Consider the following 26,166-nt stretch of genomic DNA (forward strand, 5'->3'; position numbering starts at 1 on the left):
GACTGTCACGAATCGGTGTTTTAGCCGGGTTCACGGTAAATTCGTTAGGTGACATCTTCTGAGACGGCCAAGACGCCGTACTACCTGACCACCGCCATCACGTACCCCAACGGCGACCCGCACATTGGGCACGCCTACGAGTACATCGCCACCGACGCCATGGCGCGCTTTAAGCGCCTTGACGGGTTCGACGTCATGTTCCTGACGGGCACGGATGAGCACGGCATGAAGATTGCGCAGACGGCCGAGAAGGAGGGCCTGACACCCAAGGAACTCGTTGACCGCAACGTCACGATTTTCCAGGACACGCACAAGGCCCTGGGCATCACCTTTGACAGGTTCATCCGCACCACGGATGCCGATCACTACGCCGCCTCGCAGGCCATCTGGCAGAAGATGGAAGCCGCCGGCGACATTTACTTGGGCAAGTACGAGGGCTGGTACTCGGTCCGCGACGAGGCCTTCTACGGCGAAGACGAGACAGAACTGCGTGAGGACGGAAAGCGCTACTCCAAGGTCACTGACACGGAGCTGACGTGGACGGAGGAGGAAAGTTACTTCTTCCGCCTCTCCAACTATCAGGATAAGCTCCTAGCGCTCTACGCGGATCAGCCCGAATTCGGCGCCCCCCGCACCCGTTTCAACGAGGTCATCAGCTTCGTCAAGGGCGGCCTGGAAGACCTCTCGGTTAGCCGCACCACCTTCGATTGGGGCGTACCCGTGCCCGGCAACGACAAGCACGTCATGTACGTGTGGGTTGACGCGCTCACCAACTACCTCACAGCTGTTGGCTACCCGGATGTGGATTCGGCGGCTTTCAAGAAGTACTGGCCCGCCGACGTCCACATCATCGGCAAGGACATCTCCCGCTTCCACGCCGTCTACTGGCCCGCGTTCCTCATGTCCGCCGGACTGGAACTGCCCAAGCGCGTCATGATCCACGGCTTCCTCCACAACAACGGAGTGAAGATGTCCAAGTCACTGGGCAACGTTGTGGCTCCGGCAGACTGGGTGGCGCAGTACGGCCTGGACCAGGTGCGCTTCTTCCTGCTGCGCGAGGTCCCCTTCGGTGCCGACGGCTCCTACAACCACGACGCCGTGGTGAGCCGCATGAACTCCGACCTTGCCAACAACTTGGGCAACCTGGCCCAGCGTTCCCTGTCCATGGTGGCCAAGAACTGCGCCGGCACGGTGCCGACCCCCGGCGCGTTCACCGAGGCTGATGAAAGAATTCTGGCTGCCGCCGGTGCCCTGTTGGAGCACTCCCGCACGGCCTACCAGGTGCAGGACTTCCACGGTTCGTTGGAGAAGATCTGGCACGTTCTCGGCGACACCAACGCTTACTTTGCCGAGCAGGCCCCGTGGGTATTGCGCAAGACCGACGTGCCCCGCATGGAAACAGTGCTGTACGTGACACTTGAGGTATTGCGCATGGTCTCGATCCTGGTTCAGCCGGTCATGCCCGACGGCGCGGCGAGGCTGCTGTCGGTGTTGGGTCAGGGTACTTCCCCGGACGACGCCGTTCGCCAGTTCGCTGCCATCGCCTCACCCTTGGTGGCCGGTACAGTCTTGCCCGCACCGGCGCCGATCTTCCCCAAGTACGAGGAACCCGCTCCCGTCGAGGCGTAACGGCGTAACGGGCCCCTTCGAAGGAAGCCGGCGTTCGCGGTTAAAGCTGGTGGTCTACCGCCGGCCGAAACCGCGAACGCCGGCTTTTGTGCGTACGGGAACTATTGTTGCCGCAGCCCGGCCTGACGGAGCAGATAAACAAACCGTTCCCTGTTCATCATTTCCGCCCAGGTCCACCGCACAAATCCGGCACCCTGGGCGCGAATCTGGTCCTCCCGCTGCTTTTCCTTCAAAACACGGTCCTGAATGGATAAGCCGCTGCCCCAACCGGCCCGGAGGTATTTGTCTTTGCCGTCAAACTCGCCAGCCAGTCCAAGCTCCTCAAACCAGAAATCCACAAACGCGTTGCTGCCATCGCGCAGGGTGAATCTCTTTTGCAGTATTGGCGCAGGAAAGCCGAACATATGCATCCTGGCCCGGCTGATCGACTCTCCGGCAGAGCCAGACAATGCAGACGCGAAATTGATGGCGGCGAGGGCCCGCACCCTGGCGGCCTTGCTGGGGAGCAGATCGGCGGCGGCAGCGAGCTCCGCCAACCGCAATGGTAGCCCTTGCGGGTAGGTGCTCTGCCACAGGGGATGTCCGGGGAGAGCTTCGGTATCTGCCGGGGCGAATCGGTTGAGGGCGTGTGTGCGTTCGGGTGTCCGCAGGCTGGCGTCACACACCGCCACGGCCTGGGAAAACTGCAGGCTCAGAATGAGCTGCATGACGGTTGTGAGCTTGTCGGTGAGGAGGAATGGTCCGCAGCGGACCACTCCTTCGGTCAGCGACCCTCGGTGACGCACCACGCCGTTCTCGCTGCGCCCGCCGGTGGTCACTTCTGTCATGACGTGCAATCTCCGGGGCGTTCCCACAATCCACAAACCCCACAGAAGGGCTGACGTGGCGTGGCACAGCACCGGTGGCCGTGCCGCCAGCTGTTGAAATGCCAGGGCTCGCAGGCCATGTTGTTGCAAGGGGCTCAGCGCCGCCCACTCGGCGGAGCCGACATAGACGCCTCGGCGCAGCCTGGTTAGTTCGCCCTTGTTGCACGACGCCACCAGTTTGCGGCGGTCCTGCCCGACGATTTCTAAGTCGGATGGCAAAATCAGTCGTGGCATGTTCATGCATTACAGGCTTTCACCGTATGGGCGGCGGCGGAAGACGCATTTTGACAATTGTGGATAACTCCGGGCGCCAAGCTCAGGCCCCGAACACGAAAGAGACGGCGCTTGCGCAAAAAGCTGGTGTTGGAACACCATCCTTTTGCGCAAGCGCCGTCTCTTTGGGCACTGCGGGAGAAATCTAGTCCATGGCCAGGCCCTCAACGGGGGAGAGCTTCGCGGCGCGGCGGGCCGGGACCACGGAGGCCAGAAGTCCGGCGACGGCGGCAACGCCCACCACGGCCAGGATCTGACCCCACGGAATGACGGCCGTGACCTCGGCGAAGGCGCCCAATGCTGATTGTGCACCAGCCCAACCGTAGACGGCGCCAAGGACGGAGCCGATGATGGCAGCAACTCCTGCAATGAGTAAGGCTTCCAGCGCCAGCATGCCGCGCAGTTGTCCACGCGTCAGGCCCAGGGCCCGCAACAGGGAGTTCTCACGGGTTCTTTCCAGCACGGACAGGGAGAGCGTGTTGGCCACGCCAATCAAGGCGATGAACACGGCCACGGCGAGAAGACCCGTCACCACCAGCAACAACATGTCGATGATCTGACCAAACGTCGCCTTTTCCAGTACAGCACCGGAGACTTGCTGCTCCTCCATGTTCAAGGCTTGAGCAATCTCGGTCCGCATCGTCATCAGTTCATCGGTTTTCAGCCCCGGTTCTGCGCCGACCCAGACCATGGCCGAATTGCTTTTCGCCACGGGGTCGCTGGCCGCCAGCGGGGCAAAGGAATCCAGGGAAGCCAGGGCGCCGAAGCTTGCTGTGGTGGCGGCGGAGATGGCCACATTGGTGCTGTTGGAGCCAGCCTGCAGCGTCCCGGCGGTGCCCGTGACGTCCTTGGGCATGATGACAGTGGTCCCAGCAGGCCGGTTGGCGGGGTTCTTCAACAACGTGGCCGCGTCGGCGTCGCTGATCCCGTACGTCGGCAGCTCAACTTCGCCAACCTTCACGGTGCCCAGCAACTTCAGCGCCGCCACCGTTTTGACGCCCGCCACGCCACGCACCTTGTTGAGTTCCTGCTCGGTGATGGGCTTCTGGTTGGAGCCGTCCGGGTAGGTCTGGGCCACGATGTCCACGGGGTAGCGGCCGTCAAGTGACTTATCGAAGGCCGTGCGGGCAGTTGCTGCACCCGTCATCATCATGGTGACCAGGGTGACACCGATCAGGAGGGCGGAGGCGGTGGCAGTGGTCCGGCGCGGATTGCGCACAGCGTTGGCGGCAGCCATCTTCCCCGGCACGCCGGCGGGGCTAGCCAGTTTTCCCGCCAGCTGGACCAGCTTGGGGATAAACATGCTTGCGGCGAGCAGGAAGCCAACAAAGGAGGCCGCGCCCGCCGGCAGGGCGAGCATCAGTTGCGAACCCAATCCGCCCACAACAAGTCCCACGCCGCCCAGCAGCATCAAGACCACCCCGATGGTCAAGCGTACGCGGCCACCGGTGTTGTGCACGGAGGCGTCATCGGCTGGCCGCAGCGCGGCCAAGGGCGCCACGGCTGTGGCTGCCCGGGCCGGAACCAACGCGGCAATGACAGTGAGCAGGGTCCCCACGACGAGGCCGGCGACGATGGCCGACGGCGGAACAGCCAAGGTGGCAAAGGCGAAGTCGGGATTCTGGCGTAGGAGGGCCAAAACCAAGGACATGGTGCCCATGGCGGCCAGGACTCCCAGACAGGAAGCCACCAGGCCCACGATGAACGCTTCAATCATGACGGAACTTCGAATTTGCCGACGGCTTGCGCCAACACAACGTAGAAGCGCCAATTCGCGGGTTCGCTGGGCAACCAGCACGGAGAACGTGTTGGCAACCACCAGGGCGGCCACCAACAGGGCAACGGCGGCGAAGGCCAGCAACACAGGTGTTAGTTGGTCCTGCCCGCCGGTGAATCCCGAGACCTCGGCAGTTGTCGCCTCGTCGGATGTAAAAATGGTGCTGGCGGGCTGACCCAGTGTTTTGGCCAGCTGGGCCTTCGCCTCGTCAGCACCAACGCCGGGTTTCAGCGTGAGCGTGATCATGCTGATCGGCTGTTCGGCGCCAAGACTGGCGACTGCGGCCGAGGTTCCGGCGAACTGGGCCAGGGCCGATTGCCGCGGATCCTTGGAATTCACGCTAATGCCGGAGATGGTGGCCACCAGCTGCTTCTGGGCGGGCACTCCCTCGGGGGACGCCTGCCCTGCCATGGTGAGTGTGACTTTGCTGCCCACAGCGAGCTTGTTGCGATCGGCTGTAGTTTGATCAACCGTCACTTGCTGAGCATTGGCCGGCCATGCTCCCGAGGCGAGTTTTTGCGGTTCCAGGGACGGGGAACCGGAGGTGTTACGCAAGGCGCCGGAGACGGAGCTCTCGCCCAGATTTGCCTCCGCATCGAGGATCTGGCGTGCGTAGGAATCGGCCACCACGGGGGAGGCAGCAACCTTGTCCGCGGCGGCCTGGGTCAGCGGACCAGCCTCTGGCGCGGAGATGACGAGGTCCGCCGCGGCGTACCCCTCGCCAATGGTGGACTTCATGGAGGCCTGGGTGGAGGCGTTGACCATGAGGGTGGCGGAGAGAAAGGCAACGGCGAGCAGCACTGCCAAGGTGATGGCAATGAAGCGTCGGGAATGAGTTTTGAGCTGACTCAAGGATACTTGCAACATGGTTTATGCTCCCAGGGAGGCCAGCGACGCCAGCACAGACTCGGCGGTGGGGTTCTCCAGCTGGCCCACCAGTTCGCCGTCGTTCATCAACACCACGCGGTCGGCATAGGAAGCGGCAACGGGGTCATGGGTGACCATGATGATGCTCTGGCCCATCTCCCGTGAGGAGCGGCGCAGCATGCCCAGCACCTCAGCGCCGGAGCGTGAGTCAAGGTTGCCTGTGGGTTCGTCGCCAAAGATGACGTCGGGGCGGGTAAGGAGCGCCCGGGCGACGGCGACGCGTTGCTGCTGGCCGCCGGAAAGCTCGTGCGGCTTGTGCTTGAGCCGGTCCGTCAAACCGAGGGTTTCGGTGATGAAGGAGAACCATTCGGCGTCCACGGTGCCACCGGCGAGGGCCACGGGCAAGGTGATGTTTGCTTCCGCGGTGAGGGTGGGGACCAGGTTGAAGGCCTGAAACACGAAGCCGATCCTGTCGCGGCGCAGTTGCGTCAACGCCTTGTCGTTCAGCGCCGTCAGCTCGGTATCGCCTAAATGGATGGTGCCGGCGTTGACCGAGTCAAGCCCGGCCAGGCAATGCATGAGGGTTGATTTGCCGGAGCCGGAAGGGCCCATGATGGCTGTGAACTGCCCGGCCGGGAAGTCCAAGTCGACACCGTTCAGCGCGCTCACCTCGGTGTCACCCTTGCCGTAGGTCTTGCGCAATCCGCGGGCCTGAACCGCCAGGGTGCGTTGGGTATTCTCTGTAATGATCGTCATGGTTTCAGCCTAGGGGCGGCCCCTAACGTAGCGGATCGGAGCACGGGTGGATATGTGCCCATTGCCCTACGCCGTTCCCTCCTACCAGGGGCGGAGTTGAGTGCTGGTGCTGTGACATTTTCTGCTCCGCGGCCCATTCCGCCGCAGGGGGAAGCGGAGGAGAATGAGCCCATGAGCGGAGCGCAGCAGGATCAAGGGGAGGCCGCCGGCACCACTGGAGCCGGGGTGGGCGACAGCACGGCGTATGCGGATCGGGTCGTTGCTGCGGCACTGGGGTTTGCCGAGATGGCGAGCATAGCCCTGGGCGAACGGCTGGGCTGGTACCGCGCACTTGCCGCGGCTGGCAGTGGCGGACTTACCCCGCAGGACCTGGCCCGCCACACCAAGACCCAGCCCCGCTACGCGAAGGAATGGCTGGAACAACAGGCAACGGCCGGACTGCTCACAGCTGTGCTGGACGCTGAAACACTCAGCGGGCCCAGCTACCGGTTCGCGCTTCCACCGGGCGCCGCCGCAGTGCTGGTTGATGAGGACTCGCTGGAGTATCTTGCCCCGATGGGGCGGATGCTGGTGGCCGGCGTTGCGCACTTCCCCGAATTGCTGCAGGCGTACACCTCCGGTGGCGGCGTGGCCTGGTCCGCGTTGGGGGACGCAGCCCGGGAATCGCAGGCCGAAATCAACAAGCCATGGTTCGATCAGCGCCTAGGTGCCGCCTTGGCACTGTCGGCTGAGGTGCACGCCGTGCTGTCCAGGCCGGGGGCACGGATTCTCGATCTTGGCGCAGGTTTCGGCTGGTCCACCCTGGCCCTTGCCGACGCCTACCCGGACGCCACAGTGGTGGGCGTCGACATCGATGAGCCCTCCATCCGGCGGGCCAGGGCGCACGCCCGGGACCACGGCGCAGCGCAGCGGGTCAGCTTTGCGCTCGCCGATGCCGGGGATTTGGCGGCATTGGGCAGCTGCGATGCCGTCTTCATCTTTGAGGCCCTGCATGACATGCCCTTCCCCGTCCGTGTCCTGTCCGCCATCCGCAGCATCGTCAAGCCCGACGGCGTGGTGGTGGTCATGGATGAGGCCGTCGCGGACACGTTTGTCCCGGAAGGCGACGAACTGGAGCGGCTCATGTACGGCTACAGCCTGTTGATCTGCCTGCCGGACAGTCTTTCCACACCGGGCTCGGTGGGCACCGGAACGCTGATGCGCCAGGTGACCCTGGAACACTACGCGGCCCAGGCCGGATTCTCCCGCGTGGAGAGACTGCCCGTCGAGGACTTTTCGGTATTCCGTTTTTACCGCCTCCACGTGTGAACCCGCAGGAACGTACCTCCTGGCCAGGAGCCGGCCGAGCCCTCCGCCCGCCGCGGCCGGCGTGAACACCGCTCCAGCCTAAGGCAGCAGCCATTGCGTGGCGCAGGCCAGCCCCAGATAGGCCCCGTAACCAGCAACGGAAGATTCCACGGCAGCAAGCTCCGCGGGGTTGAGGGGGCGCAGCGGGGCCACCTGGACCAGTGCCGAGGTTGCCGTGAGGACGTGCTTCCACGTTGCGGCCATCAGCCCGTCGATGAGGACCGGGTGGTACATCATGGCCGCGGGCTCCTGGCGTTGGCCGGCCGGGGGAGTCCTCGACGGCGGCAGCCACGCCGGCGCGCGCGTCGGGCATGCGCAGACCACTCCAGACGGCAAAGTCCTTGACGCTGGCCGGGCCGCGCGTGGCCAGGTAGCGCTGCGCCAGCAGCATCAGCGCGGCATCTCTCTCCAGCGGGGCGCTGGCCGGAACCCGTTCATCGAAGAGGGAGTAGCTGCGTTGTTTGCCCACCGAGGCGCCGCTGATGATGACTTGTTCCAGCTCGGCGTTCATCATGGCGTACGTGAGTCGCAGCCCGGATGCCTCCACGCCGGACTCCGCCAATGCCCGCTGCAACTGCCCGCGAGTCCTATGCCGCCCGTGAGCCAGCTCAACCGCAAGCACCGCATGAACCCGAGCCAGGGTGGCCGCGTCCAGACCCGATTCTCGGTAGTACATATCGTTGGCGCGGTGAATGGTGGGGGCTGTCAGTGTCAACAACCACCTGGCATCCGCCGGCGCCACAAAGTGCCAGGTGGGGCGCAGCACATGAGTGCGCAAAATATCGCCGCGGTCCACGGCGGCGGCCATGTCCGCGGCCGTGTTGCCGTCCGCCACGGGAGCCCGCCGCTGCGCCGTCGCCCACAAGGCATAGGCGTACTCCTGTGCCTGCATGGCCACATAGTGCCTCACTACCGCGCCGGCGCTCGCAGCCAGCGGGGACCACAGGCCGTGCCCGTGCATGCGTACTACCACCGCATCGGTTCGAGTCAGCGAAGATGTCACGGATTCACCCTATCCCGGCGCCCCGGAGCTAGGAGCCCAGCTGCGGTGCGGGCCGGAACTTCTTGAGCCAATATTCTGATTGGGCGATGTGCCCGGCGGTGGCGGTGGCCGCCGAGGCGGGATCCTGGTTGCGGATGGCCTCCAAAATATCGCGGTGTCCCTTGTTGCTGACCTCACGCACTGTTGCCCCTTCGGCGCTGTCAAAAATGTTGAAGTGCCGGCCCCGGGATCGGAAGAGGCCCATGAGCCCTGTCAGGGTGGAATTGCCGCCGGCGTCGCAGATGGCTTCGTGGAAGCGGGCGTCCAGTGCCGAGATGTCCGCCGAGTTGTCGGTGGCCTCCATCCTGGCGACAAGGTCGTCCAGTTCGGCCATGAGTTCCGGCGTGGACCGTGCAGCAGCCCCGGCGGCCGCGTGCGACTCAAGGACGCGACGAATCTCAAAGAGTTCCAGAACACTGTCAAAAGGAAATAAATCCACCAGGAGGGCAAAGCCCTTGAGGATCTCCGCCGGTTCCAGGGACGAGACGTAGGTCCCGGAACCGTGCCGCGCTTCCATGACGCCCAGCGCAGACATAGCTCGGATGGCCTCCCGCAGGGAACTTCTGGACACACCCAGTTGGGTGGCAAGTTCGCCTTCCGGGGGGCATTTCTGGCCGGGGGCGAGTTCGCCGGAGGCTATCTTCGCCCGCAGCCCGTGCATGGCGGTTTCTACTGCGCTCACGGGGGCTCCTTGGGTCTGTGGTGAAGGATGTACTAATACTTGGACTCATCATACGTCTTTCCTAAGTCATCGTATGTCTTTGCGGTCAACTAGGGGTGAAACCGCATCTAGACCTTGATTATCAATAAGTCATCAGACGAATATTCTTGATTGTCTATTGTCTTGCCTTGAAATGTGAGGTAGCTTACAAGTAATTCGAACCCCGTCGCCAACAGAAAGTACCCCGTGGCTTCTTCGCTTCTTACAGCACCCGCCGCCCTGCAGACCCCCGAGGGGAGGCCGGCCATCTCCGACTGGAGCCTTACCGCGGACAAGGTTCACCTCAACCACGGCTCCTATGGCGCCGTGCCCCGTGCGGCGCAAGAGCAGCAGCAACAACTCCGGGCGCACATGGACCAGAACCCGTGCACTTGGTTTATGGGCCAGGCCGCAGCCTTGGCCACCACGCGGGCCGAGATTGCAAGTTTCCTGCGCGTTGCCCCGGATGACCTCGCCCTCGTGGCCAACGCCAGCGCCGGCGTCAGCACCGTCTACAACTCCTTGCCGTTCCTTGACGGTGCCGAGATCGTCACCACGGATCACACTTACGGTGCAGTCCTCGAAGGTGCACACCGGGTGGCACGGAAGCACTTTGGTCACGTGCGTGTGGCTGTGGTGCCCCTGGACGCGGACGCAAGCCTCGTCGTCGAACGTGTCATGGCCCAGGTCAACGAACGCACGGCGCTCATAGTCATTGACCAGATCACCTCCGCGACGGCCCGGAGCTTCCCGGTGCTCGAGATCGCCCACGCCGCCAAGGCGCTGGGAGTCCCCGTTTTGGTGGACGGCGCCCACGCACCGGGTGCATTGGCCCAGCCGGTGCCCGAGTTTGAGGGCTTCTGGGTGGGCAATCTGCACAAGTTTGCCTGCGCTCCTCGCGGCACTGCCGCACTGGTGGCCCGTGGCCCCTTGCGCAAGCACCTGCACCCGTTGATCGACTCCTGGGGCTTTCCGCACCAGTTCCCGGAAAGTTTTGACCACGTGGGCACCCAAGATGTCACGGCGTGGATGGCGGCACGGGCAGCGTTTGAGACCATTGAGACCCGTTATGGCTGGGATGCGTGCCGCAACTACACCACCACCCTTGCCGACTATGGTCAGGCCGTTGTACGGGACGCCTTCACCGCCGCGACAGGAGTCGATGCGGGGGTCCGGGTGGGCATGCCGGTGGGGCACCTGAGGCTGGTCCGCCTGCCGCAGGGATTGGCAACCACGCATGAGGATTCACACGCCGTGCGGGCCTGGATTTCAAGCCAGCTGAACTTTGAAACGGCCATCACCACCTTCGGCGGGGCCGGCTACCTGCGCCTGTCCGCTCACCTTTACAACACGCCCGGCGACTACGACGCCTTTGCCGAACGCGCTGTTCCGGCGCTGCTCAGGCGTGCCCAACACCCCTAACGAACTGTTCTTTTCCCCTCCGCCACACAGCCTTGAAAGGTCACCAATGAAACCGAAATTCACCACCCTAGCCGCACTGGGTGTCGCAGCCGTCCTGGCCCTCTCTGGTTGCGGGGGCGGCGGTAACAACAACGCCGACGGCGAGGTCACCCTCAAAATGGTGGAGAGCCTGACAAACCCCACACGCACCGAAACCTTGAAGACCCTGTTGGCCGGATTCGAAAAGGCGAACCCCAACATCAAGGTGGAGCTGATTTCGCCCCCGACCGACTCTGCAGATCAGAAGATCCAGCAGATGCTCCAGTCCGGCAAGGGTGTTGACGTGGTTGAGGCCCGGGACATCACCGTGGGCTCCTTTGGTGCCAACAAGTGGCTGTATGACATGAGCGCTGACCTGAAGGGTTGGGAGGGCTGGGAAAACCTGACCGAGAACGCCGTCAACTACTCCAAGCAGGATGGCAAGACCTACTACATTCCTTATGGCTTCTACGGCCTGTCCCTGTTCTACCGCACGGACCTGGTCAAGGAAGCCGGTTTCTCCGGACCGCCGGCCAGCTGGCAGGAACTGCTCGAGCAGTCCGAAAAGCTCAACCAGCCGGATGAGAACAAGTTCGGCTACGCCTTCCGTGGCGGCACCAACGCCAACTCCAATGCCGTCGCCGTGATCGAGGCCTACACGGCCGATCAGGTCGACAAGGAGAACGCGTTCAAGCTGACGAACGGCAAGACCATCTTCTCCGCCCCCGAGGCGCAGCAGGCCATGGACGACTACCTGGAGATCTTCAAGAAGGGGTCCCCGCCTTCCTCCGTTGCCTGGGGCTACCCGGAAATGGTTCAGGGCTTCAGCAACGGTTCCACAGCGTTCCTGTTGCAGGATCCTGAGGTGATTGCCACCATCAAGGAATCCAAGTCCATCAAGGCCGATCAGTGGAGCGTGGCGCCGCTGCTGACAGGACCCACGGGCAAGGCCATCCAGCCGGTCGCCACGGCAGGTTGGGGCATCGCCGAGGCCAGCACCGCCAAGCCCGAGGCCGTCAAGCTCATCAAGTACCTGTCCCAGGGCGAGCCCGCCACCCAGTTCAGCAAGGACAACTCCTTGGTGCCGATCCTCAAGGCCGCAGCCACGGACCCGTTCTACAGCGAAGGCCCCTGGGCTGCGTACGTCACCATGACCGAGAACCCGGACACCTACATCTCAGCAGTCCAGCCCCGCGGTGTCGCCTGGTGGACCGAATGGATTAAGAAGTCCGACGGCGAACTGCAGCGCGTGCTCACCGGCAAGATGACCATCACGGAACTGTTGACCAGCTGGGACAGCTACTGGACCGAAAAGATGGCGGGCTAAGCAGTCGTGGCACTCAACGCTGAACAGGAGGTGGTGCGCGGGCAGAAGTCCGCCAGCGCACCACCAGCACCGCATTCAAACCTTCGCCGGAAGAAACGGTTCAATTCCAGAACTGCCCTGACACTGCTGGCCTTCATGGCACCGGCAGCCATTTTTGTGGGGATCTTTACCTACTATCCAATGATCTCCGGCAGCCAGATGGCGTTCCGCAACTGGAACCTCAATGACCTCTCGGACACCTCCTGGGTGGGCTGGGGCAACTTCGTGGCCCTCTTTGAGAACCCGGAGTTTGGCACCATTGTCCGCAACACGGTTGTCTGGGTGGCTGGTTCACTCGTGCCGCAGGTGGTCATCGGGTTCGCGCTGGCATTGTTCCTCAAACGCCGCTTCAAGTTCCGGGGCGCTTACCATGCGTTCATCTTCTTCCCGTGGGCCGTGTCCGGGTTCCTGATCGGCATGCTCTTCCGCTGGATGTTCAACGCCGAATTTGGTGTGGTCAACGATCTGTTGATGAAGGTGGGCATCATTGACGCCCCCATCCCGTGGCTGGCCGAACCCGGATTCGCCATGACAGCCATCATCGTGGCCAACATTTGGTACGGTGTCACGTTCTTCGCCATCATGATCCTGGCTGCGCTGCAATCGGTCTCGGAGGAAATGTATGAGGCTGCCGCGATCGACGGCGCCGGCAAGATCCGGACCTTCTTCAACATCACCTTGCCGGCCATTTCGGTGACGCTGGGGCTGACCATCTTGTTGCGCATCATCTGGATCTTTAACTTCCCGGACATCATCTGGGCCATGACAGGCGGCGGACCGGCGGACCAGACCCACATCATCACCACCTACATGATCAAAATTACCCAGGAGGGCGACTATGGCCAGGCCTCGGCACTGGGCTTGATAGTGGTCTTTACTTTGATGTTGTTTGCCGCGTTCTACCTGATGGCTGTGCGTCCCCGAAAGGCAAACCGATGATGAACAAACAAAGCGCCCTGGGCCGTACCACCAAGATCATCTTCCTGGGCATCTGCCTGATGGTGACGATTTTCCCGCTGTACTGGATTGTTGTCACATCGTTGAAGGCACCGGGCACCATCTATTCGCTGCCGCTGGACTACTGGCCCAAGGAACTGTCCCTGGAAAACTACGTTGGCCTGTTCACCAAGTCCGACTTTGGCATGTACATGCTCAACAGCCTGCTGGTGGCCACGGTGGCCGCCACCGTGGCGACGCTCATCTCCCTGCTGTCGGCCTATGTGCTGGCACGGTTCCAATTCTCGGGCCGCGGCTGGGTGCTGGCCGCATTTTTGCTGACCCAGATGATCCCGGGCTTCATCGCGCTGGGACCGCTGTACATGATGATGACCAACTTCAACCTGGTCGATTCAAAAACCGGTCTGATTTTGGTGTACATCGCCATCTGCATCCCGTTTTGCACCATCATGTTGCGCGGCTTCTTTGAGAACGTCCCCGACGCCCTGGAAGAGGCTGCCATGATTGATGGTTGCTCCCGGCTCAGCGCACTGTTTCGGGTGCTGGTTCCGGTCATGATGCCCGGCATTGCGGCGAGTTTCATCTTCAACTTCGTCAACTGCTGGAATGAGCTGTTCCTGTCGGTGACGCTGATGAACAGCGACGAGAACAAGACCATCCCCACGGCTTTGGCGGGCTTCATCTCCAGCTTCAACATTGATTGGGGTTCCATGTCGGCGGCAGCGGTGCTGACGGTGGTGCCCACGCTGGCGATCTTTGCCTTCGCCAGCAAGTTCATTGTCCAGGGATTGACGACCGGCGCAGTGAAGGGTTGACGCTGCATAGTTCGACGGCGTCGTTACAGTTCCTGAACGCTCTCGCAGCAATGGTTGGATTTTTGCAAACGCTCTCGCACAGGGTGAGATAGCGTTCGTTGAAAATGCGCCATTGCTGCGAGAGCGTTTGAATGGAACGGGTATCAGGGCAGTTAGCGCGGGGAAACGATGCCCGTTTCGTAGGCGATCACCACCACTTGCACCCTGTCCCGGGCACTGAGCTTGGCCAGAATATGGCCCACATGGGTTTTGACAGTTGCCTCAGACACAAACAGCTGGGTCGCGATTTCCGGGTTGGACAAGCCGTTGGCAATGAGGACGAACACCTCATGCTCGCGGCCTGTCAGGCTTGCCACTGCCGCCGAATGGGCGTCATTGGCCGGGCTCGGTGCCGACAGCATGGGTGCCACATGGTCCAGCAGGCGGCGCGTGGTGGACGGTGCGATCACGGCATCCCCGTCAAACACCGTGCGAATGGCACCCAACAGCTCCTCCGGCGGGGCGTCCTTGAGCAGGAACCCGCTGGCCCCGGCCTGAATGGCCGCGAGTGCGTACTCGTCCAGGTCAAAGGTTGTCAGCACCACAATTTTCAGCTCGGCCAGCCACGAACCGGCTGGCGCGGCTTTGGTGCGTTCCATGAGCCGGCGCGTTGTTTCGATCCCGTCCATGCCGGGCATGCGGACATCCATGAGCACCACGTCCGCGGCCGTGGCGGAGAAGGCGCTCAGGGCCTCGATCCCGTTCCCGGCCTCGATGACCACGCGCAGATCCGGCTGGGAATTGATGAGCATGCCAAATCCGGAACGGACCAGTTGCTGGTCATCGACCAGGGCGACGCGGATGGGGTTGGATGTCATTTAAGTCTCCGTATAGGGGATAAAGGCTTTGATGCCGAAACCGCCACCAGCCAGGGGGCCGGCGGTGAGGGTTCCATCGTAGAGTTTGACGCGCTCGGCCATGCCGCGCAGGCCGTTCCCGCCGCCGTCGCGCGGGTCCTGCGTGGGGGAGTCGCCGCCGTCGGGCTTGGGGGCGGTGTCAGCGAACGACGCCGAGGCGCCCCTGCCGTTGTCAGTCACCGACATGTCCAGACCGCGCGCGCTCCAGGACAGCGTCACTGTGGACACCACCTTGGGCCCGGCATGCTTCATGACATTGGTGAGCCCCTCCTGAACCATGCGGTACGCTGTCAGCTCGGCGCCGGCTGGCAGCATCCGCCGCGGTTCACCCACGGCTTCGAAGGCGACCGGCAGGCCAGCCGCGCGGATGCCCAGTAGCAGCTCATCCAAATCCGCCAGGCCCGGCAGGGGTCGCATGGACGCTGCGGCATCGCCACGCAAAACACCCAGCAGGCGGCGCATCTCTTGCAGCGAGGAACGGCCAGTATCGGCGATCGTGGCCAAGGCGGCCAGCGCCACCTCGGGGTTGGCAACTGCCGCGTACCGGGCGCCGTCGGACTGGGTGATGATGACCGAAAGGGAGTGGGCCACAATGTCATGCATTTCGCGGGCAATATGGGCACGCTCGTCGCTGGCGGCCAGCTCGCGCTCGTGTTGGGCCTCAATCTCCAGGCGGTGCGCGCGGTCCTCAAGGGCCTGTTCGCGCAGGCGCTTGGTGCGGGTCAAATCCCCGGCAGTCCAGCTGAACATGACCAGCACCCACACCATCAAAATCAGTACGGCGCCGTACGGCAAATCGGCCATTGAGTTGGAGGTGAGGTTGTAAAAGTAGCGGGTGACCAGCAAGACGCCACCGATGAGGGCAAGGGCCAGCCCGCCCAAACTGGCCCAGCGCGGCCCAAAGGCGGCAAGCGCATAGACAATCAGTGGCACGGCAATGTTTGCTGGCATGGGCTGAACATCAAGGGCCCACTGCAGGATGGCCACTGCTGCGATGATCATGCCGGCCATGACGGTGCGGGTTCGCCGCCACGCCAGCGGCACGATCAGTGCCGTGGCGAAAATGGCTCCCGCGATCGCGTCGGCGAACTGGTCGTCGTAGGCGCCGCCGCTCAGCAGGCTCAGGGGCATGGCGGTCAACCAGAGCAAGGCCATGAGGACGAAGTCCACGGCAAAGCGGTGCCGCCGGAACCAGTCGTAGATGGAATGCATGATCACTCATACCACTCTAGGCGAGCCTTAGGTCCGGCGGCATCCCGCCCAGGGTGGAGACTAGCTGGGAATACGCCTCGTCGTTGGGCCCTGTCAACGCGGTCTAGGGCCGGGTTCCGGCCGGGTTCCGGCAGCTGCGGTGATCCGGTTGGCCATGTTCTTGAAGATGATGCCGTGGAAGGGGAGTACCGCCAGCCAGTACAAGCGCCCGGACAGGCCCCGGGGGAAGAAGATGGCCCGCTGGCGGAACACGCTGCCTTTCTCCGTCCCGTCGGCAAGCAGCGGTGCGACCTCAAATTCGAGCCAGGCACGGCCCGGGACGATCATTTCGGCCCGCAAGCGCAGCAGCTTCCCCCGCTCCAAGGTTTCCACCCGCCACCAATCCACGGCGTCGTTGAGCTGGAGGTTGCTATTGCTGCGCCGCCCCCGGCTCAGGCCGACGCCGCCGGCCAACTTGTCCATCCATCCGCGTACCGTCCAGGCGAATGGCAACGAGTAGTAGCCGTTCTCGCCGCCGATCCCTTCCATGACCTTCCAGACGTCACTGGCGGGAGCCGCAGTGGTTTTGCTGCGTTCATCGGTGAACACCGTCAGCCCCGCCCACTCCGGATCGCTGGGCAGCGGTTCTGCCGGCGCGCTCAACGCGTGGGCCGTAGCCCAGGTGGTTTCCACCATGTCCGCCGCTATCTTGTGCAGCGCCAGTTGCACGGCGCGCTTGTACGGGGTCAGGCCGCCGTCGGGATCGGGGAGGTAGCCGGCAATGTCCTTTTCCCGGGCAACGCAGTCATGCTGCAGGGACTCCACCAAGGGGATGGCCAGGCTGCGCGGGACAGGTGTTACGAGATTGACCCACTGCGCAGCCAGCCACGGGGTCAGGACGGGGAGGGGGATAACAACGGGCTGGCGAAGATCGGCCGCGGCCGCGTAGCTGCGCATCATCTGCGCGTACGTGAGAACCTCCGGTCCTCCGATGTCGAAGGTCCTGTTGACCTCTGCAGGCAGTTGGCAAGCACCCATCAGGTAGTGCAGCGCGTCCCTGACGGCAATGGGTTGGATCTTGTTCAGGACCCATTTGGGGGCCGGCATGACCGGCAGGACGTCTGTCAGGTGCCTAACCATCTCGAAACTGGCGGAGCCTGAACCAATGACCAGGCCCGCCTGCAGCACAGCCGTAGGGGTTCCCGAGGCCATGAGGATTTCCCCCACCTCCGTGCGTGAGGCCAAATGCCTGCTGAGCTTTCCTTGCGGGTGCAGGCCCGAGAGGTAAATGAGCCGGTGGACGCCGGCCTCCCGGGAGGCTCTGTTGAGATTGAGCGCACACAACCGCTCCACGCGCTCAAAAGTGTCCGCCGCCTCCTTGCCGCCGGACATGGAATGCACCAAGTAATACACAATATCTGCGCCGTCGCACAGTTCCTGGGCCGTCTGCTGATCCTCCATGGAGCCCACAATGATCTGCACCTGTTCGCGCCACGGTACATCCCGGAGCTTTTCGGCATGGCGGGTCAAAACCCGCACCTCATGGTTGGCTTCCAGCAGCAGGGGAACCAGGCGCCCGCCAATGTATCCGGTGGCTCCAGCAACGGCTATCACGCTCATGGTGCAAACTCCTTGCTGTGCAAATGCTGTACAAATCGGATTCCTTCCACCATTATGTAATTAGATTTTCTGATTATCAATGGTTGGAGGTGTTTCATGCAGAAATCCCAAGGCGGCCGCCCCCAGATTCAGATGCATCCGGCGTCGGTCCTGGTGCGCCAGATTCTTGTCCTGAATGAGGTCATGGAGTTCATCCTGCGACGAGAAATGGACCTGAATGAAACAGATTTCCAGGCCATGCAACACCTCATGAAGCAGCGGTCCATGTCCCCGGGCGAATTGGCCAAGGTGTTGCACCTGACAGCGGCGGCCATCACCACAGTCATTGACAGGTTGGTGCGCAAGGGCCACATCATTAGGACCCCGCACCCCACTGACAGGCGGCGCTGGCTCATCAGCCCCAGCGAAGAATCCGTGCGGGCCGCCATGGAGAGGCTCATGCCCATGATCATGGATGTTGATAACAAGGTTCGCAGCTACGACGACGACGAACAGGGGGTCATCGTCGACTTCCTGGGGAGCGTGGTGGCGTCCATGGGCAACCGCGTTGCCGCCTTGGACAATGGCCGCGCACCGATTCCCAAAACCGAGCAAAGTGATAGCCGAAGGGTGTAAAGACCATGCCAGCCGAAAAGGAAAGCCAGCTCGCCCAGCCAATGGCCAGGGCGTCCGGGCCGCAAGGTGAAACGCTTTTGGCCTGGCGGGGACGATTCTCCGACGCGGCCACCCCTGCCCCTGAGGCGCCCTTGGATTGGGCAGCCTTTCAAGGCAGCGTGCGGGACGTCCTGGACCAATACTTTGCCGAGCAGCGGCTACGTGCCGCGGGCTACTCACCAGCATTCGGCGGGTTGTGGGACCGCTTGGCAGCCACAAGCAACCGGGGCAAGTGGATGCGCCCCAAGTTGGTCTACCTGACGTATGAGGCTTTTGGCGGGGCAGACTGGCGGGCGTGCAGTGAACTGGCTGCCGCCTTTGAAATGCTCCATGCCGCGCTGCTGGTGCACGACGACGTGATTGACAGGGACTTTGTCCGCCGCGGAGTGCCAACCCTCGGCGCCAGCTACCGGGACATGGCAGCACGTGGCGGCCACAGCAGCGCCGACGCCGACCATGCAGGGTTCTCCGCAGCCATCATTGCCGGTGACCTGCTCCTGACGGGAGCACTGCGGCTGGCCACCTCCGCAGCCACAGGCCGCGGGCAAAGCACAGCAATTCTCGCAACCATCCACGAGGCAATCTTTGCCGCCGCAGCCGGTGAGCTGGACGATCTGCTGTTCTCGCTGGGGCGCAGCGATCCCGATTTGCTCGATGTGCTGAACATGGAGCGGCTGAAAACTGCCGTGTACTCCTTTGAGATGCCGCTGCGTGCCGGTGCCTTGCTGGCGGGTGAATCCGAAGCGACGGCGGATGCGCTCGCCGCGGTGGGCCGTGACATTGGTGTGGCCTACCAGGTGGTGGATGACGTCCTGGGAACCTTTGGCGAGCAGTCCATGACAGGTAAGTCGGTTGAATCGGACCTGCGTGAAGGCAAGTGCACCATCTTGACGTCATTTGCCGAAGGCTCGGAAGAATTTGTGGCCGCCGTGGCGGACTTCCGCAGCGGTGCCGGAGATGCCGAGGCTGTCCGCACAGTGCTGCGCCAGCTGGGTGCACAGGAGCACGCCTTGACGCTGGCCCAGAACTTGGTGGTGGAGGCGATGGGGAAGGCCGCGCAGCTGGAACTGCCCGAATCCTTGTTCCTGGAACTGACCGAAATCTGCGACTACGTGCTGAGCAGGAGGAGCTAGCCATGGGAATTGATCCGCTCAGCCACTACTCGGAGACGGCCACGCGAAGTGCGGCCGTGGTGATCAGGAGCTATTCGACGTCGTTCGGCATGGCCTGCTGGCTGCTGGGTGTCAAGGAACGCCGGGACATTGAGAACATTTATGCGTTGGTGCGGGTGGCCGATGAGGTGGTGGACGGCGCGGCCGCGGCAGCGGGCCTGGCCTCGGCGGCAGTGTGCGCCCAGCTTGACGCCCTGGAACGGGAAACCGAGCAGGCCCTGGGCAGTGGCTACAGCACCAACATGGTGGTTCACGCCTTTGCCGCCACAGCACGGCGGGTAGGCATAGACGCCTCGCTGACAGCGCCGTTCTTCACCTCCATGCGCACGGACCTGCTGCAGCACACGCATTCGCCGGACACCCTGGCGGAGTACATTTATGGCTCCGCCGAGGTGGTGGGACTGATGTGCCTGAAAGTCTTTCAAGCCATGGACGGGGTGCCGGGCGGCCACGGTCAGCAGCTGGCCGATGCTGCCCGCAGCTTGGGTGCCGCGTTTCAGAAAGTTAACTTTCTGCGTGACCTGGGGGCCGACAGCGCCGACTTGGGGCGCCTGTACTTCCCGGGTCTGGACCCTGCGGCGTTCAACGATCACCACAAGGACGCGCTCCTTGCCGAGATCCGCCACGACCTGGCCGTCGCCAGGGCTGGCATGGTCTTCCTGGCCCCGCCAGCCCGGCGGGCCGTTCGTTTGGCGCACGACCTATTTCTGGCCCTCGTGGCCAAGCTGGCACGTGTACCCGCGGCCCAACTGATCAACCGCAGGATTCGGGTTCCCGGCTGGCAAAAGGCGTTCATCGCAGTGAGAGTGTGCCTGCGCAGACACCGAGGCGTCAGTAGGGACTGCGCCCCGGTGCAGCCGAGTCCGCAGATTCCTGAAATGACGGATTTCGGCCCGACGCTCGCCAGCACAACGTCGTCGGGCACAGCCAGCGCAAACACCGCGGTCCCGGACCCTGCCGTTACCGGCACAGCTGTCGTTGGCTCGGCAGTGTCTGAAACAGCAACGTCTGAAAAAGCAGTGGAAGTGTCCTCATGAATGGCATGCGACGGTCCGCCTTGCCCTGGGCCGGTTTCATTTCGGCCCTCACCGGAAATGTGGGCTCCAAACATGCCGCCGCCACCAGGCAATGCGTGGTGATTGGTGGGGGCATCTCCGGCCTGGCCACGGCGGGCCTGTTGGCCAAAGATGGTCACAGCGTGACTGTGTTGGAGAAGCAGGCACAACTCGGCGGACGGGCGGGTCGCTGGGAACGCGATGGTTTCACCTTTGACACCGGGCCAAGCTGGTACCTCATGCCTGAGGTGATTGACCACTGGTTCAAGATGATGGGCACCAGCGCCGCTGCCGAGCTGACGCTGACCCGCCTTGACCCTGCCTACAAGCTGTGGGGTGCCAGGGGCACTCGGCAGGGGGCCGAAAGCACAGTGGTCCGCACGGGCCGTGCCGCGGCTGTGGACTTGTTTGAATCCCAGCAGCAAGGCTCCGGCGCCCACCTGGCCAAGTATCTGGATTCCGCCGAGCTGGCCTATACGCTGGCCAAGAAACATTTCCTCTACGACCCTTTCGGCTCGCTGCGGGGCCTGGCCACACCGGCCGTGCTGCGCCACGCCCCGCGGCTGGCCCAACTCCTGGCCCTGTCCCTGCACCGTTTTGTGGCGGGGAGGTTCACGCATCCGCTGCAACAAAAGATCCTGGGCTACCCTGCAGTATTCTTGGGCACCAGCCCCTACAAGGCGCCCTCGATCTACCACCTCATGAGCCATCTGGACCTCCAGGACGGCGTGCTGTACGCGCAGGGCGGTTTCGCCGCGGTGGTCGATGCCATGGAACGGGTCATCCGCCGGGCCGGCGTCCATATCGTCACCGACGCGACGGCGAGCGCCATTGTCACGGGCCCGGCCGACGGCGGCGCCCGGTGTGAGGCTGTCGCCTGGCATGACGGCGACGGCGTCGAGCATCGCAGCGCCGCCAAACTGGTGGTGGGTGCCGCGGATCTGCACCACATTGAGTCGGCGTTGCTGCCGGAGCAGCTCCGCACCCGGTCTGCGAAAAAGTGGGCCAAGACTGATCCCGGCATCAGTGCAGTGCTGGTGTGCCTGGGCATCAAGGGCGAACTGCCGCACCTGGCCCACCACAACCTCCTGTTCACCGACGACTGGCAGGACAACTTCGCCCGCATCGTTGACGGCCACGCACTCGCGGACACCACCTCCATCTACGTGTGCCGCCCCAGCGCCACCGATTCCGCCGTGGCGCCGGACGGTGCTGAAAACCTGTTTCTGCTCATCCCCGCTCCCGCCCTGCCGCAGTGGGGCAAGGGCGGGTTCGACGGCGGCGGCTCGCCCCAGGTGGAAAAGGTTGCCGACGCCGCGATCGCCCAGTTGGCGTTGTGGAGCAACACCCCGGATCTGCCCGCTCGCATCATGGTGCGGCGCAGCTATGGCCCGGCCGACTTTGCCGAGAACGTCAATGCCTGGCAGGGAAGTGCCTTGGGCCTGGCGCACACCCTGGCACAAAGCGCCTTTCTGCGCCCGGGAAACACGAACACCAAAGTGGCTGGCCTGTTCTACGCCGGAAGCTCGGTGCGCCCCGGCATTGGTGTGCCGCTGTGCATGATCAGTGCCGAGATTGTGCTCAAGTCGGTGCGCGGAGACACAACCGGCGGCCCGCTGGCCGAGCCCGCCCCGGTTGCGCCCGCAGTGGTGGTGGCGCCTTGAGCTACCTCATCATCTTGTTGCTCCTGCTGGGCTGCATGGCCGCACTGGATGCGCGGTGGAAACTGTTCCTGTTCGCCCATCCGTGGGCGGCCGGCGCCGTTCTGGCAGTGGGCACCGCCTACTTTCTGGTGTGGGATGTGGCAGCGATTGCCGTCGGCATCTTCTTGCACAGGGACTCACACCTCATGACGGGCCTCATGATTGGCCCGCAGCTTCCCGTGGAGGAAGCCTTCTTCCTCTTGTTCCTGTGCTACCAAACCATGATCTTGTTCACCGGAGCCCTGCAGGTCTTCCACCACCGGCGGCGCCGGGCAGGGGAGCCGTCATGAGCTTTTCCCAACTCAACGCGATCTTCGTGGCCGTGGCAGTGCTGGTCATGGTGGCGGCACTGCTTCCTGGTCCGTGGCGTGCCACCAAGCCGGCGGGCGGCACAGGTACGGTGATTGCCGCCGTCGTCGGCACCCACGCCGTGCTGGTGGTCCTGACAGCCATTTTCGACAACGTCATGATTGCCTCAGGCCTGTTCGACTATGCCCAGGACACTCTGCAGGGGTTCCGGGTGGGGCTGGCGCCCATCGAGGACTTTGCCTACCCCCTTGCCGCGGGATTGTTGCTGCCTGGCTTGTGGCTGTTGTTCACCAGGGGGCGGCGCCGGTGAGGAACGTGTTCATGACCTCCAGGCCGGTGTCGTGGGTCAACACGGCCTACCCGTTTGCTGCCGCCTACTTCCTGGCCACGGGGCTCCTCGATTGGGTTCTGGTGGTGGGGACCTGCTTCTTCCTGATCCCTTACAACTTGGCGATGTACGGCATCAACGACGTGTTCGACTACGAATCGGACCTGCTCAACGCACGCAAGGGTGGCGTGGAGGGTGCCGTGCTGGACCGCAGGCACCACCGCTTCATTGTGTGGGCCGCCATCGTCTCCACAGTCCCCTTTCTGGTGGTGCTCGCCACTGTGGGTGACGCGGTGGCGAACACTGTCTTGGCCGTGTCGATCTTTGCCGTGGTGGCCTACAGTGCGCCCGGGCTACGGTTCAAGGAGCGGCCCTTTCTTGACTCCATCACCTCCAGCACGCACTTTGTCTCACCAGCCGTCTATGGCCTGGCTCTAGCCCACGCGCCGTTCACCGGCGGGATCATGGCGTTCCTGGCGGCTTTCTTCCTGTGGGGCGTGGCAAGCCATGCCTTGGGTGCTGTCCAGGACATTGTCCCGGACCGGGAGGGGTCAATAGCCTCCATCGGTACGGTGTTGGGGGCCAGATTCACCGTCAGCTTCGCCTTTGCCGCCTACATCTGTGCCGGGGTGCTGATGTTGTGGACGGCTGTGCCGTTTGCTGCCCTGCTCGCCGTGCCGTACCTGCTGAACGTGGCACCCTATCTACGCGTCACCGACGCCACCTCGGCAACCGCCAACGCCGCATGGAAACGCTTCCTGTGGCTGAACTACCTCACCGGATTCCTGGTGACCCTGATCTTGATCTGGCTGATCCTGAACCGCTAAGGCGGAATGAAAGGTGCATGAGATGAACGTATCCCTGGTCTGGTTCCGGGACGATTTGCGTGTGGCGGACCACCCCGCCCTGCTAGCTGCCGCCGCCGACGGGCAGGCCGTGGCGCTCTATGTCCTGGACGAGGAGTCGGCAGGCATCAGGCCCTTGGGTGGCGCCGCCAAATGGTGGCTGCACCACGCGCTAGCAGATCTGCAGGGCGAACTGGCGGCGCTGGGCATTCCCCTGCTGCTGCGCCGGGGTCCGGGAGCCGAGGTGGTCCCGGCCGTGGCCGCGGAGTTGGGCGCTGGGGTGTTGTACTGGAACCGCCGCTATGGGGGTCCGGAGCGGGCGGTCGATTCAGCCGTCAAGGAGTGGGCCGGCGAGCACAGCGTGCACGCAGAAAGCTTCCAGGGCTCGCTCCTCCACGAGCCCTGGACGGTGCGCACGGGGGCCGGGAACCCCTATCAGGTATTCACACCCTTCTGGCGGACCCTGTCGGACCAAGACTTCCGGGCCCCCTTGGCCATGCCCGACGGTGGCCAGGGCTTTCCCGGAACTCTCCCGAGCGGTGATGCGCTGGAATCCTGGGCCCTGCTGCCCACCAACCCCGACTGGGCCGGCGGGCTGAGGGATACGTGGCAGCCCAGTGCCGCAGCTGGTGCGCAGGCCCTGGCGGAATTCCTCGAGCAACGAGTGGGGGACTACACGGACGCAAGAGACAGGCCGGACCAAGAAGGCACCAGCCGGCTCTCGCCCTATCTGCGGTGGGGCCAGCTCAGCCCCTTCCAGGTATGGGCCGCGCTCGCAGACCGGCGCAGCGCGGGCGCCGACGGGGCTGGGGTATTTGCCTCGGAGCTTGGCTGGCGCGAGTTTTGTTGGCACCAGCTCTACCACCACCCGGACCTGGCCACAGTGAATCTGCGCCGGCAATTTGACGCTTTCCCCTGGCGTGATCCGGAGCTGAGCCAAACCCCGGCGCCGGGTGAGGACTCCGCCGTCGAGCATCTCCGTGCCTGGCAACAGGGGCGAACGGGCATCCCCCTGGTCGATGCGGGGCAACGGGAGCTGTGGCGCACGGGTTTCATGCACAACAGGGTCCGCATGGTGGCGGCCAGTTTCCTGATCAAGAACTTGGGTCTTGACTGGCGGGTGGGGGAGAGGTGGTTCTGGGACACGCTGGTGGATGCCGATGCCGCCTCGAACCCGGCCAATTGGCAGTGGGTGGCAGGTTCCGGGGCCGACGCGTCGCCGTTTTTTCGGATCTTCAACCCGCTGACGCAGGCCAAGAAATTTGATCCGGCGGGCCGCTACGTCGGCCGCTGGGTGCCGGAGATGCTGACACCTGACTACCCGGAACCGGTGGTGGATTTGGCGCAAACGCGCCGGGCCGCGTTGGAGGGTTACGCGTCCATCAAATGACGTCTCATATTCTGAGATCATTTGACCATCATGTGGATGGTTTCGTTAGGCTCACATCATGAACGCATCGATTGACATTGCAGTAATTGCCGGCGACGGCATCGGCCCCGAGGTCACGGCCGAGGCCGTCAAGGTCCTGAAGAAGGTCACCGCATCGGCCGGTGTTGAACTGACGCTGACTGACTACGCCTTGGGTGCCGAGCACTGGCTCGCCACGGGGGAGACCCTGCCCGAGCAGACCATCGAGGCCCTGCGCGGGCACGACGCCATCCTCTTCGGCGCCGTGGGGGCCGCCCCCGGCGATACTCGCATCCCGTCGGGTTTGATTGAGCGAGAGATGCTGCTCAAGCTGCGCTTCAGCCTGGACCACTACGTGAATCTGCGCCCCTCGTTCTTGTACGACGGCGTGGCCTCACCCCTGGCCAACCCCGGCACCATCGATTTCGTCGTGGTCCGCGAAGGCACCGAGGGCCCCTATGTGGGCAACGGCGGTGTGTTGCGCAAGGGTACTGTGCACGAGGTGGCCACAGAGGTTTCGGTCAACACTGCCTTCGGCGTGGAGCGCCTGGTCCGCGACGGTTTCCGCCGCGCGAACGAGCGCCCCCGTAAGAAGCTGACCTATGTGCACAAGCACAATGTGCTGGTTTACGCCGGGCACCTGTGGAAGCGCACAGTGGAGGCAGTTGCCGCCGAATTCCCGGACGTCAGCGTGGACTACCTGCACGTGGATGCGGCCATGATCTTCTTGGTCACCGACCCGGCACGCTTTGACGTCATTGTCACGGACAACCTCTTCGGTGACATCATCACCGACCTGGCCGCGGCCGTCACCGGCGGCATTGGCCTGGCCGCCTCGGGCAACATCAACATGGACAGAACCGCGCCGTCCATGTTTGAGCCGGTCCACGGCTCGGCCCCTGACATTGCCGGCCAACAAAAAGCTGACCCCACGGCAGCGATCCTGTCCGCGGCACTGCTGCTAAACCATGTGGGCCACCCGGTCGCTGCCGCCAAGGTGGAGGCTGCCGTGGCCGCTGATATCGCCGGCCGGCGCGCCCAGGTGACCCGTTCGACGTCGGCCATTGGTGACGCGATAGCCGCAGCACTGTAGGCGGGGGCGCTCCGGACCCGACGCCCCGGCGGGCAGGAGTAGGCTTAGCCCACTAGG

23 protein-coding genes and 1 pseudogene are annotated in these 26,166 nt (G+C 63.6%); 15 read left to right on the plus strand and 9 right to left on the minus strand.

The window, feature by feature from the left end; genetic code table 11:
• Positions 1 to 48: 48 nt before the first annotated feature.
• Positions 49 to 1,629 carry a methionine--tRNA ligase gene (metG, locus tag ACX80E_RS01220; protein WP_459299749.1) on the plus strand — a complete coding sequence of 527 codons (1,581 nt, stop codon included), beginning with the start codon at positions 49 to 51 and terminating at the stop codon, positions 1,627 to 1,629.
• A gap of 101 nt (positions 1,630 to 1,730) precedes the next feature.
• Here metG and ACX80E_RS01225 read toward each other — a convergent pair whose 3' ends face one another.
• The 3 genes from ACX80E_RS01225 to ACX80E_RS01235 all read right to left on the minus strand — a co-directional run bounded on the left by ACX80E_RS01225 (position 1,731) and on the right by ACX80E_RS01235 (position 6,168).
• The gene (locus ACX80E_RS01225; RefSeq protein ID WP_459299751.1) at positions 1,731 to 2,735 is read right to left on the minus strand and encodes a hypothetical protein; all 1,005 of its coding nucleotides are present in this window, start codon (positions 2,733 to 2,735) and stop codon (positions 1,731 to 1,733) included.
• Positions 2,736 to 2,913: 178 nt separating this feature from the next.
• The gene (locus tag ACX80E_RS01230) at positions 2,914 to 5,412 is read right to left on the minus strand and encodes an ABC transporter permease (protein WP_459299753.1); all 2,499 of its coding nucleotides are present in this window, start codon (positions 5,410 to 5,412) and stop codon (positions 2,914 to 2,916) included.
• 3 nt (positions 5,413 to 5,415) lie between these two features.
• Complete coding sequence (locus ACX80E_RS01235) at positions 5,416 to 6,168, minus strand: ABC transporter ATP-binding protein (protein WP_459299755.1); 753 nt, start codon at positions 6,166 to 6,168, stop codon at positions 5,416 to 5,418.
• 171 nt (positions 6,169 to 6,339) lie between these two features.
• Between ACX80E_RS01235 and ACX80E_RS01240 the strand changes: the two genes are divergently transcribed.
• Positions 6,340 to 7,476 carry a class I SAM-dependent methyltransferase gene (locus ACX80E_RS01240; RefSeq protein ID WP_459299757.1) on the plus strand — a complete coding sequence of 379 codons (1,137 nt, stop codon included), beginning with the start codon at positions 6,340 to 6,342 and terminating at the stop codon, positions 7,474 to 7,476.
• Positions 7,477 to 7,554: 78 nt separating this feature from the next.
• Here ACX80E_RS01240 and ACX80E_RS01245 read toward each other — a convergent pair whose 3' ends face one another.
• From ACX80E_RS01245 to ACX80E_RS01255, 3 genes and pseudogenes are all read right to left on the minus strand, one after another.
• A complete protein-coding gene (locus tag ACX80E_RS01245) occupies positions 7,555 to 7,752 on the minus strand; it encodes a hypothetical protein (protein ID WP_459299759.1) in 198 nt (65 codons plus the stop codon).
• A gap of 46 nt (positions 7,753 to 7,798) precedes the next feature.
• A pseudogene (locus ACX80E_RS01250) lies at positions 7,799 to 8,476 on the minus strand (DNA glycosylase AlkZ-like family protein); the annotation flags it as partial.
• Between the two features lie 70 nt (positions 8,477 to 8,546).
• Complete coding sequence (locus ACX80E_RS01255; RefSeq protein WP_459299761.1) at positions 8,547 to 9,239, minus strand: FadR/GntR family transcriptional regulator; 693 nt, start codon at positions 9,237 to 9,239, stop codon at positions 8,547 to 8,549.
• Positions 9,240 to 9,464: 225 nt separating this feature from the next.
• Between ACX80E_RS01255 and ACX80E_RS01260 the strand changes: the two genes are divergently transcribed.
• From ACX80E_RS01260 to ACX80E_RS01275, 4 genes are read left to right on the plus strand one after another with little or no spacing between them, the layout of a single operon-like run.
• The gene (locus tag ACX80E_RS01260) at positions 9,465 to 10,679 is read left to right on the plus strand and encodes an aminotransferase class V-fold PLP-dependent enzyme (RefSeq protein WP_459299763.1); all 1,215 of its coding nucleotides are present in this window, start codon (positions 9,465 to 9,467) and stop codon (positions 10,677 to 10,679) included.
• Positions 10,680 to 10,725: 46 nt separating this feature from the next.
• Positions 10,726 to 12,024: an ABC transporter substrate-binding protein gene (locus ACX80E_RS01265; RefSeq protein ID WP_459299765.1), complete on the plus strand. Its 1,299-nt coding sequence runs from the start codon at positions 10,726 to 10,728 to the stop codon at positions 12,022 to 12,024.
• A gap of 6 nt (positions 12,025 to 12,030) precedes the next feature.
• Positions 12,031 to 13,002, plus strand: coding sequence for a carbohydrate ABC transporter permease (locus ACX80E_RS01270; RefSeq protein WP_459299767.1), 972 nt, complete (start codon positions 12,031 to 12,033; stop codon positions 13,000 to 13,002).
• The gene (locus ACX80E_RS01275) at positions 12,999 to 13,835 is read left to right on the plus strand and encodes a carbohydrate ABC transporter permease (protein WP_459299769.1); all 837 of its coding nucleotides are present in this window, start codon (positions 12,999 to 13,001) and stop codon (positions 13,833 to 13,835) included. Before ACX80E_RS01270 ends, ACX80E_RS01275 begins: the two co-directional genes overlap by 4 nt.
• A gap of 152 nt (positions 13,836 to 13,987) precedes the next feature.
• Here ACX80E_RS01275 and ACX80E_RS01280 read toward each other — a convergent pair whose 3' ends face one another.
• The 3 genes from ACX80E_RS01280 to ACX80E_RS01290 all read right to left on the minus strand — a co-directional run bounded on the left by ACX80E_RS01280 (position 13,988) and on the right by ACX80E_RS01290 (position 17,542).
• Entirely contained in the window at positions 13,988 to 14,692 is a 705-nt protein-coding gene (locus tag ACX80E_RS01280; RefSeq protein WP_459299771.1) for a response regulator, read from the minus strand.
• Positions 14,693 to 15,943, minus strand: a complete 1,251-nt coding sequence (locus ACX80E_RS01285) for a sensor histidine kinase (RefSeq protein WP_459300062.1) — start codon at positions 15,941 to 15,943, stop codon at positions 14,693 to 14,695.
• Between the two features lie 93 nt (positions 15,944 to 16,036).
• On the minus strand, positions 16,037 to 17,542 hold the full coding sequence (locus ACX80E_RS01290) for an SDR family oxidoreductase (RefSeq protein WP_459299773.1): 1,506 nt from the start codon (positions 17,540 to 17,542) through the stop codon (positions 16,037 to 16,039).
• 96 nt (positions 17,543 to 17,638) lie between these two features.
• Between ACX80E_RS01290 and ACX80E_RS01295 the strand changes: the two genes are divergently transcribed.
• Genes ACX80E_RS01295 through ACX80E_RS01335 form a run of 9 tightly spaced genes read left to right on the plus strand, consistent with a single transcriptional unit; the run spans position 17,639 to position 26,109 of the window.
• Complete coding sequence (locus tag ACX80E_RS01295; protein ID WP_459299775.1) at positions 17,639 to 18,157, plus strand: MarR family winged helix-turn-helix transcriptional regulator; 519 nt, start codon at positions 17,639 to 17,641, stop codon at positions 18,155 to 18,157.
• 5 nt (positions 18,158 to 18,162) lie between these two features.
• Complete coding sequence (locus ACX80E_RS01300; RefSeq protein ID WP_459299777.1) at positions 18,163 to 19,329, plus strand: polyprenyl synthetase family protein; 1,167 nt, start codon at positions 18,163 to 18,165, stop codon at positions 19,327 to 19,329.
• A 2-nt stretch (positions 19,330 to 19,331) separates the two neighbouring features.
• The gene (locus ACX80E_RS01305) at positions 19,332 to 20,405 is read left to right on the plus strand and encodes a phytoene/squalene synthase family protein (RefSeq protein WP_459299779.1); all 1,074 of its coding nucleotides are present in this window, start codon (positions 19,332 to 19,334) and stop codon (positions 20,403 to 20,405) included.
• Positions 20,402 to 22,087: a phytoene desaturase family protein gene (gene crtI, locus ACX80E_RS01310; protein WP_459299781.1), complete on the plus strand. Its 1,686-nt coding sequence runs from the start codon at positions 20,402 to 20,404 to the stop codon at positions 22,085 to 22,087. The genes ACX80E_RS01305 and crtI overlap by 4 nt, the downstream gene beginning before the upstream one ends.
• On the plus strand, positions 22,084 to 22,416 hold the full coding sequence (locus ACX80E_RS01315) for a lycopene cyclase domain-containing protein (protein WP_459299783.1): 333 nt from the start codon (positions 22,084 to 22,086) through the stop codon (positions 22,414 to 22,416). The genes crtI and ACX80E_RS01315 overlap by 4 nt, the downstream gene beginning before the upstream one ends.
• Positions 22,413 to 22,745, plus strand: a complete 333-nt coding sequence (locus ACX80E_RS01320; protein ID WP_459299785.1) for a lycopene cyclase domain-containing protein — start codon at positions 22,413 to 22,415, stop codon at positions 22,743 to 22,745. Before ACX80E_RS01315 ends, ACX80E_RS01320 begins: the two co-directional genes overlap by 4 nt.
• An 11-nt stretch (positions 22,746 to 22,756) precedes the next feature.
• The gene (locus ACX80E_RS01325) at positions 22,757 to 23,590 is read left to right on the plus strand and encodes a prenyltransferase (protein ID WP_459299787.1); all 834 of its coding nucleotides are present in this window, start codon (positions 22,757 to 22,759) and stop codon (positions 23,588 to 23,590) included.
• Between the two features lie 22 nt (positions 23,591 to 23,612).
• Positions 23,613 to 24,998 carry a cryptochrome/photolyase family protein gene (locus ACX80E_RS01330; protein ID WP_459299789.1) on the plus strand — a complete coding sequence of 462 codons (1,386 nt, stop codon included), beginning with the start codon at positions 23,613 to 23,615 and terminating at the stop codon, positions 24,996 to 24,998.
• A gap of 58 nt (positions 24,999 to 25,056) precedes the next feature.
• Positions 25,057 to 26,109, plus strand: coding sequence for a 3-isopropylmalate dehydrogenase (locus ACX80E_RS01335; RefSeq protein ID WP_459299791.1), 1,053 nt, complete (start codon positions 25,057 to 25,059; stop codon positions 26,107 to 26,109).
• Positions 26,110 to 26,166 lie beyond the last annotated feature (57 nt).

This window comes from Arthrobacter sp. TMN-49 (assembly GCF_054511095.1).

Coding starts and splice junctions, on each gene's coding strand:
- ACX80E_RS01225 (WP_459299751.1), bottom strand. CDS start 2,735: ATGAACATGCCACGACTGATTTTGCCATCCGACTTAGAAATCGTCGGG.
- ACX80E_RS01230 (WP_459299753.1), bottom strand. CDS start 5,412: ATGTTGCAAGTATCCTTGAGTCAGCTCAAAACTCATTCCCGACGCTTC.
- ACX80E_RS01235 (WP_459299755.1), bottom strand. CDS start 6,168: ATGACGATCATTACAGAGAATACCCAACGCACCCTGGCGGTTCAGGCC.
- ACX80E_RS01240 (WP_459299757.1), top strand. CDS start 6,340: ATGAGCGGAGCGCAGCAGGATCAAGGGGAGGCCGCCGGCACCACTGGA.
- ACX80E_RS01245 (WP_459299759.1), bottom strand. CDS start 7,752: ATGATGTACCACCCGGTCCTCATCGACGGGCTGATGGCCGCAACGTGG.
- ACX80E_RS01265 (WP_459299765.1), top strand. CDS start 10,726: ATGAAACCGAAATTCACCACCCTAGCCGCACTGGGTGTCGCAGCCGTC.
- ACX80E_RS01275 (WP_459299769.1), top strand. CDS start 12,999: ATGATGAACAAACAAAGCGCCCTGGGCCGTACCACCAAGATCATCTTC.
- ACX80E_RS01280 (WP_459299771.1), bottom strand. CDS start 14,692: ATGACATCCAACCCCATCCGCGTCGCCCTGGTCGATGACCAGCAACTG.
- ACX80E_RS01285 (WP_459300062.1), bottom strand. CDS start 15,943: ATGCATTCCATCTACGACTGGTTCCGGCGGCACCGCTTTGCCGTGGAC.
- ACX80E_RS01290 (WP_459299773.1), bottom strand. CDS start 17,542: ATGAGCGTGATAGCCGTTGCTGGAGCCACCGGATACATTGGCGGGCGC.
- ACX80E_RS01295 (WP_459299775.1), top strand. CDS start 17,639: ATGCAGAAATCCCAAGGCGGCCGCCCCCAGATTCAGATGCATCCGGCG.
- ACX80E_RS01300 (WP_459299777.1), top strand. CDS start 18,163: ATGCCAGCCGAAAAGGAAAGCCAGCTCGCCCAGCCAATGGCCAGGGCG.
- ACX80E_RS01305 (WP_459299779.1), top strand. CDS start 19,332: ATGGGAATTGATCCGCTCAGCCACTACTCGGAGACGGCCACGCGAAGT.
- crtI (WP_459299781.1), top strand. CDS start 20,402: ATGAATGGCATGCGACGGTCCGCCTTGCCCTGGGCCGGTTTCATTTCG.
- ACX80E_RS01320 (WP_459299785.1), top strand. CDS start 22,413: ATGAGCTTTTCCCAACTCAACGCGATCTTCGTGGCCGTGGCAGTGCTG.
- ACX80E_RS01325 (WP_459299787.1), top strand. CDS start 22,757: ATGACCTCCAGGCCGGTGTCGTGGGTCAACACGGCCTACCCGTTTGCT.
- ACX80E_RS01330 (WP_459299789.1), top strand. CDS start 23,613: ATGAACGTATCCCTGGTCTGGTTCCGGGACGATTTGCGTGTGGCGGAC.
- ACX80E_RS01335 (WP_459299791.1), top strand. CDS start 25,057: ATGAACGCATCGATTGACATTGCAGTAATTGCCGGCGACGGCATCGGC.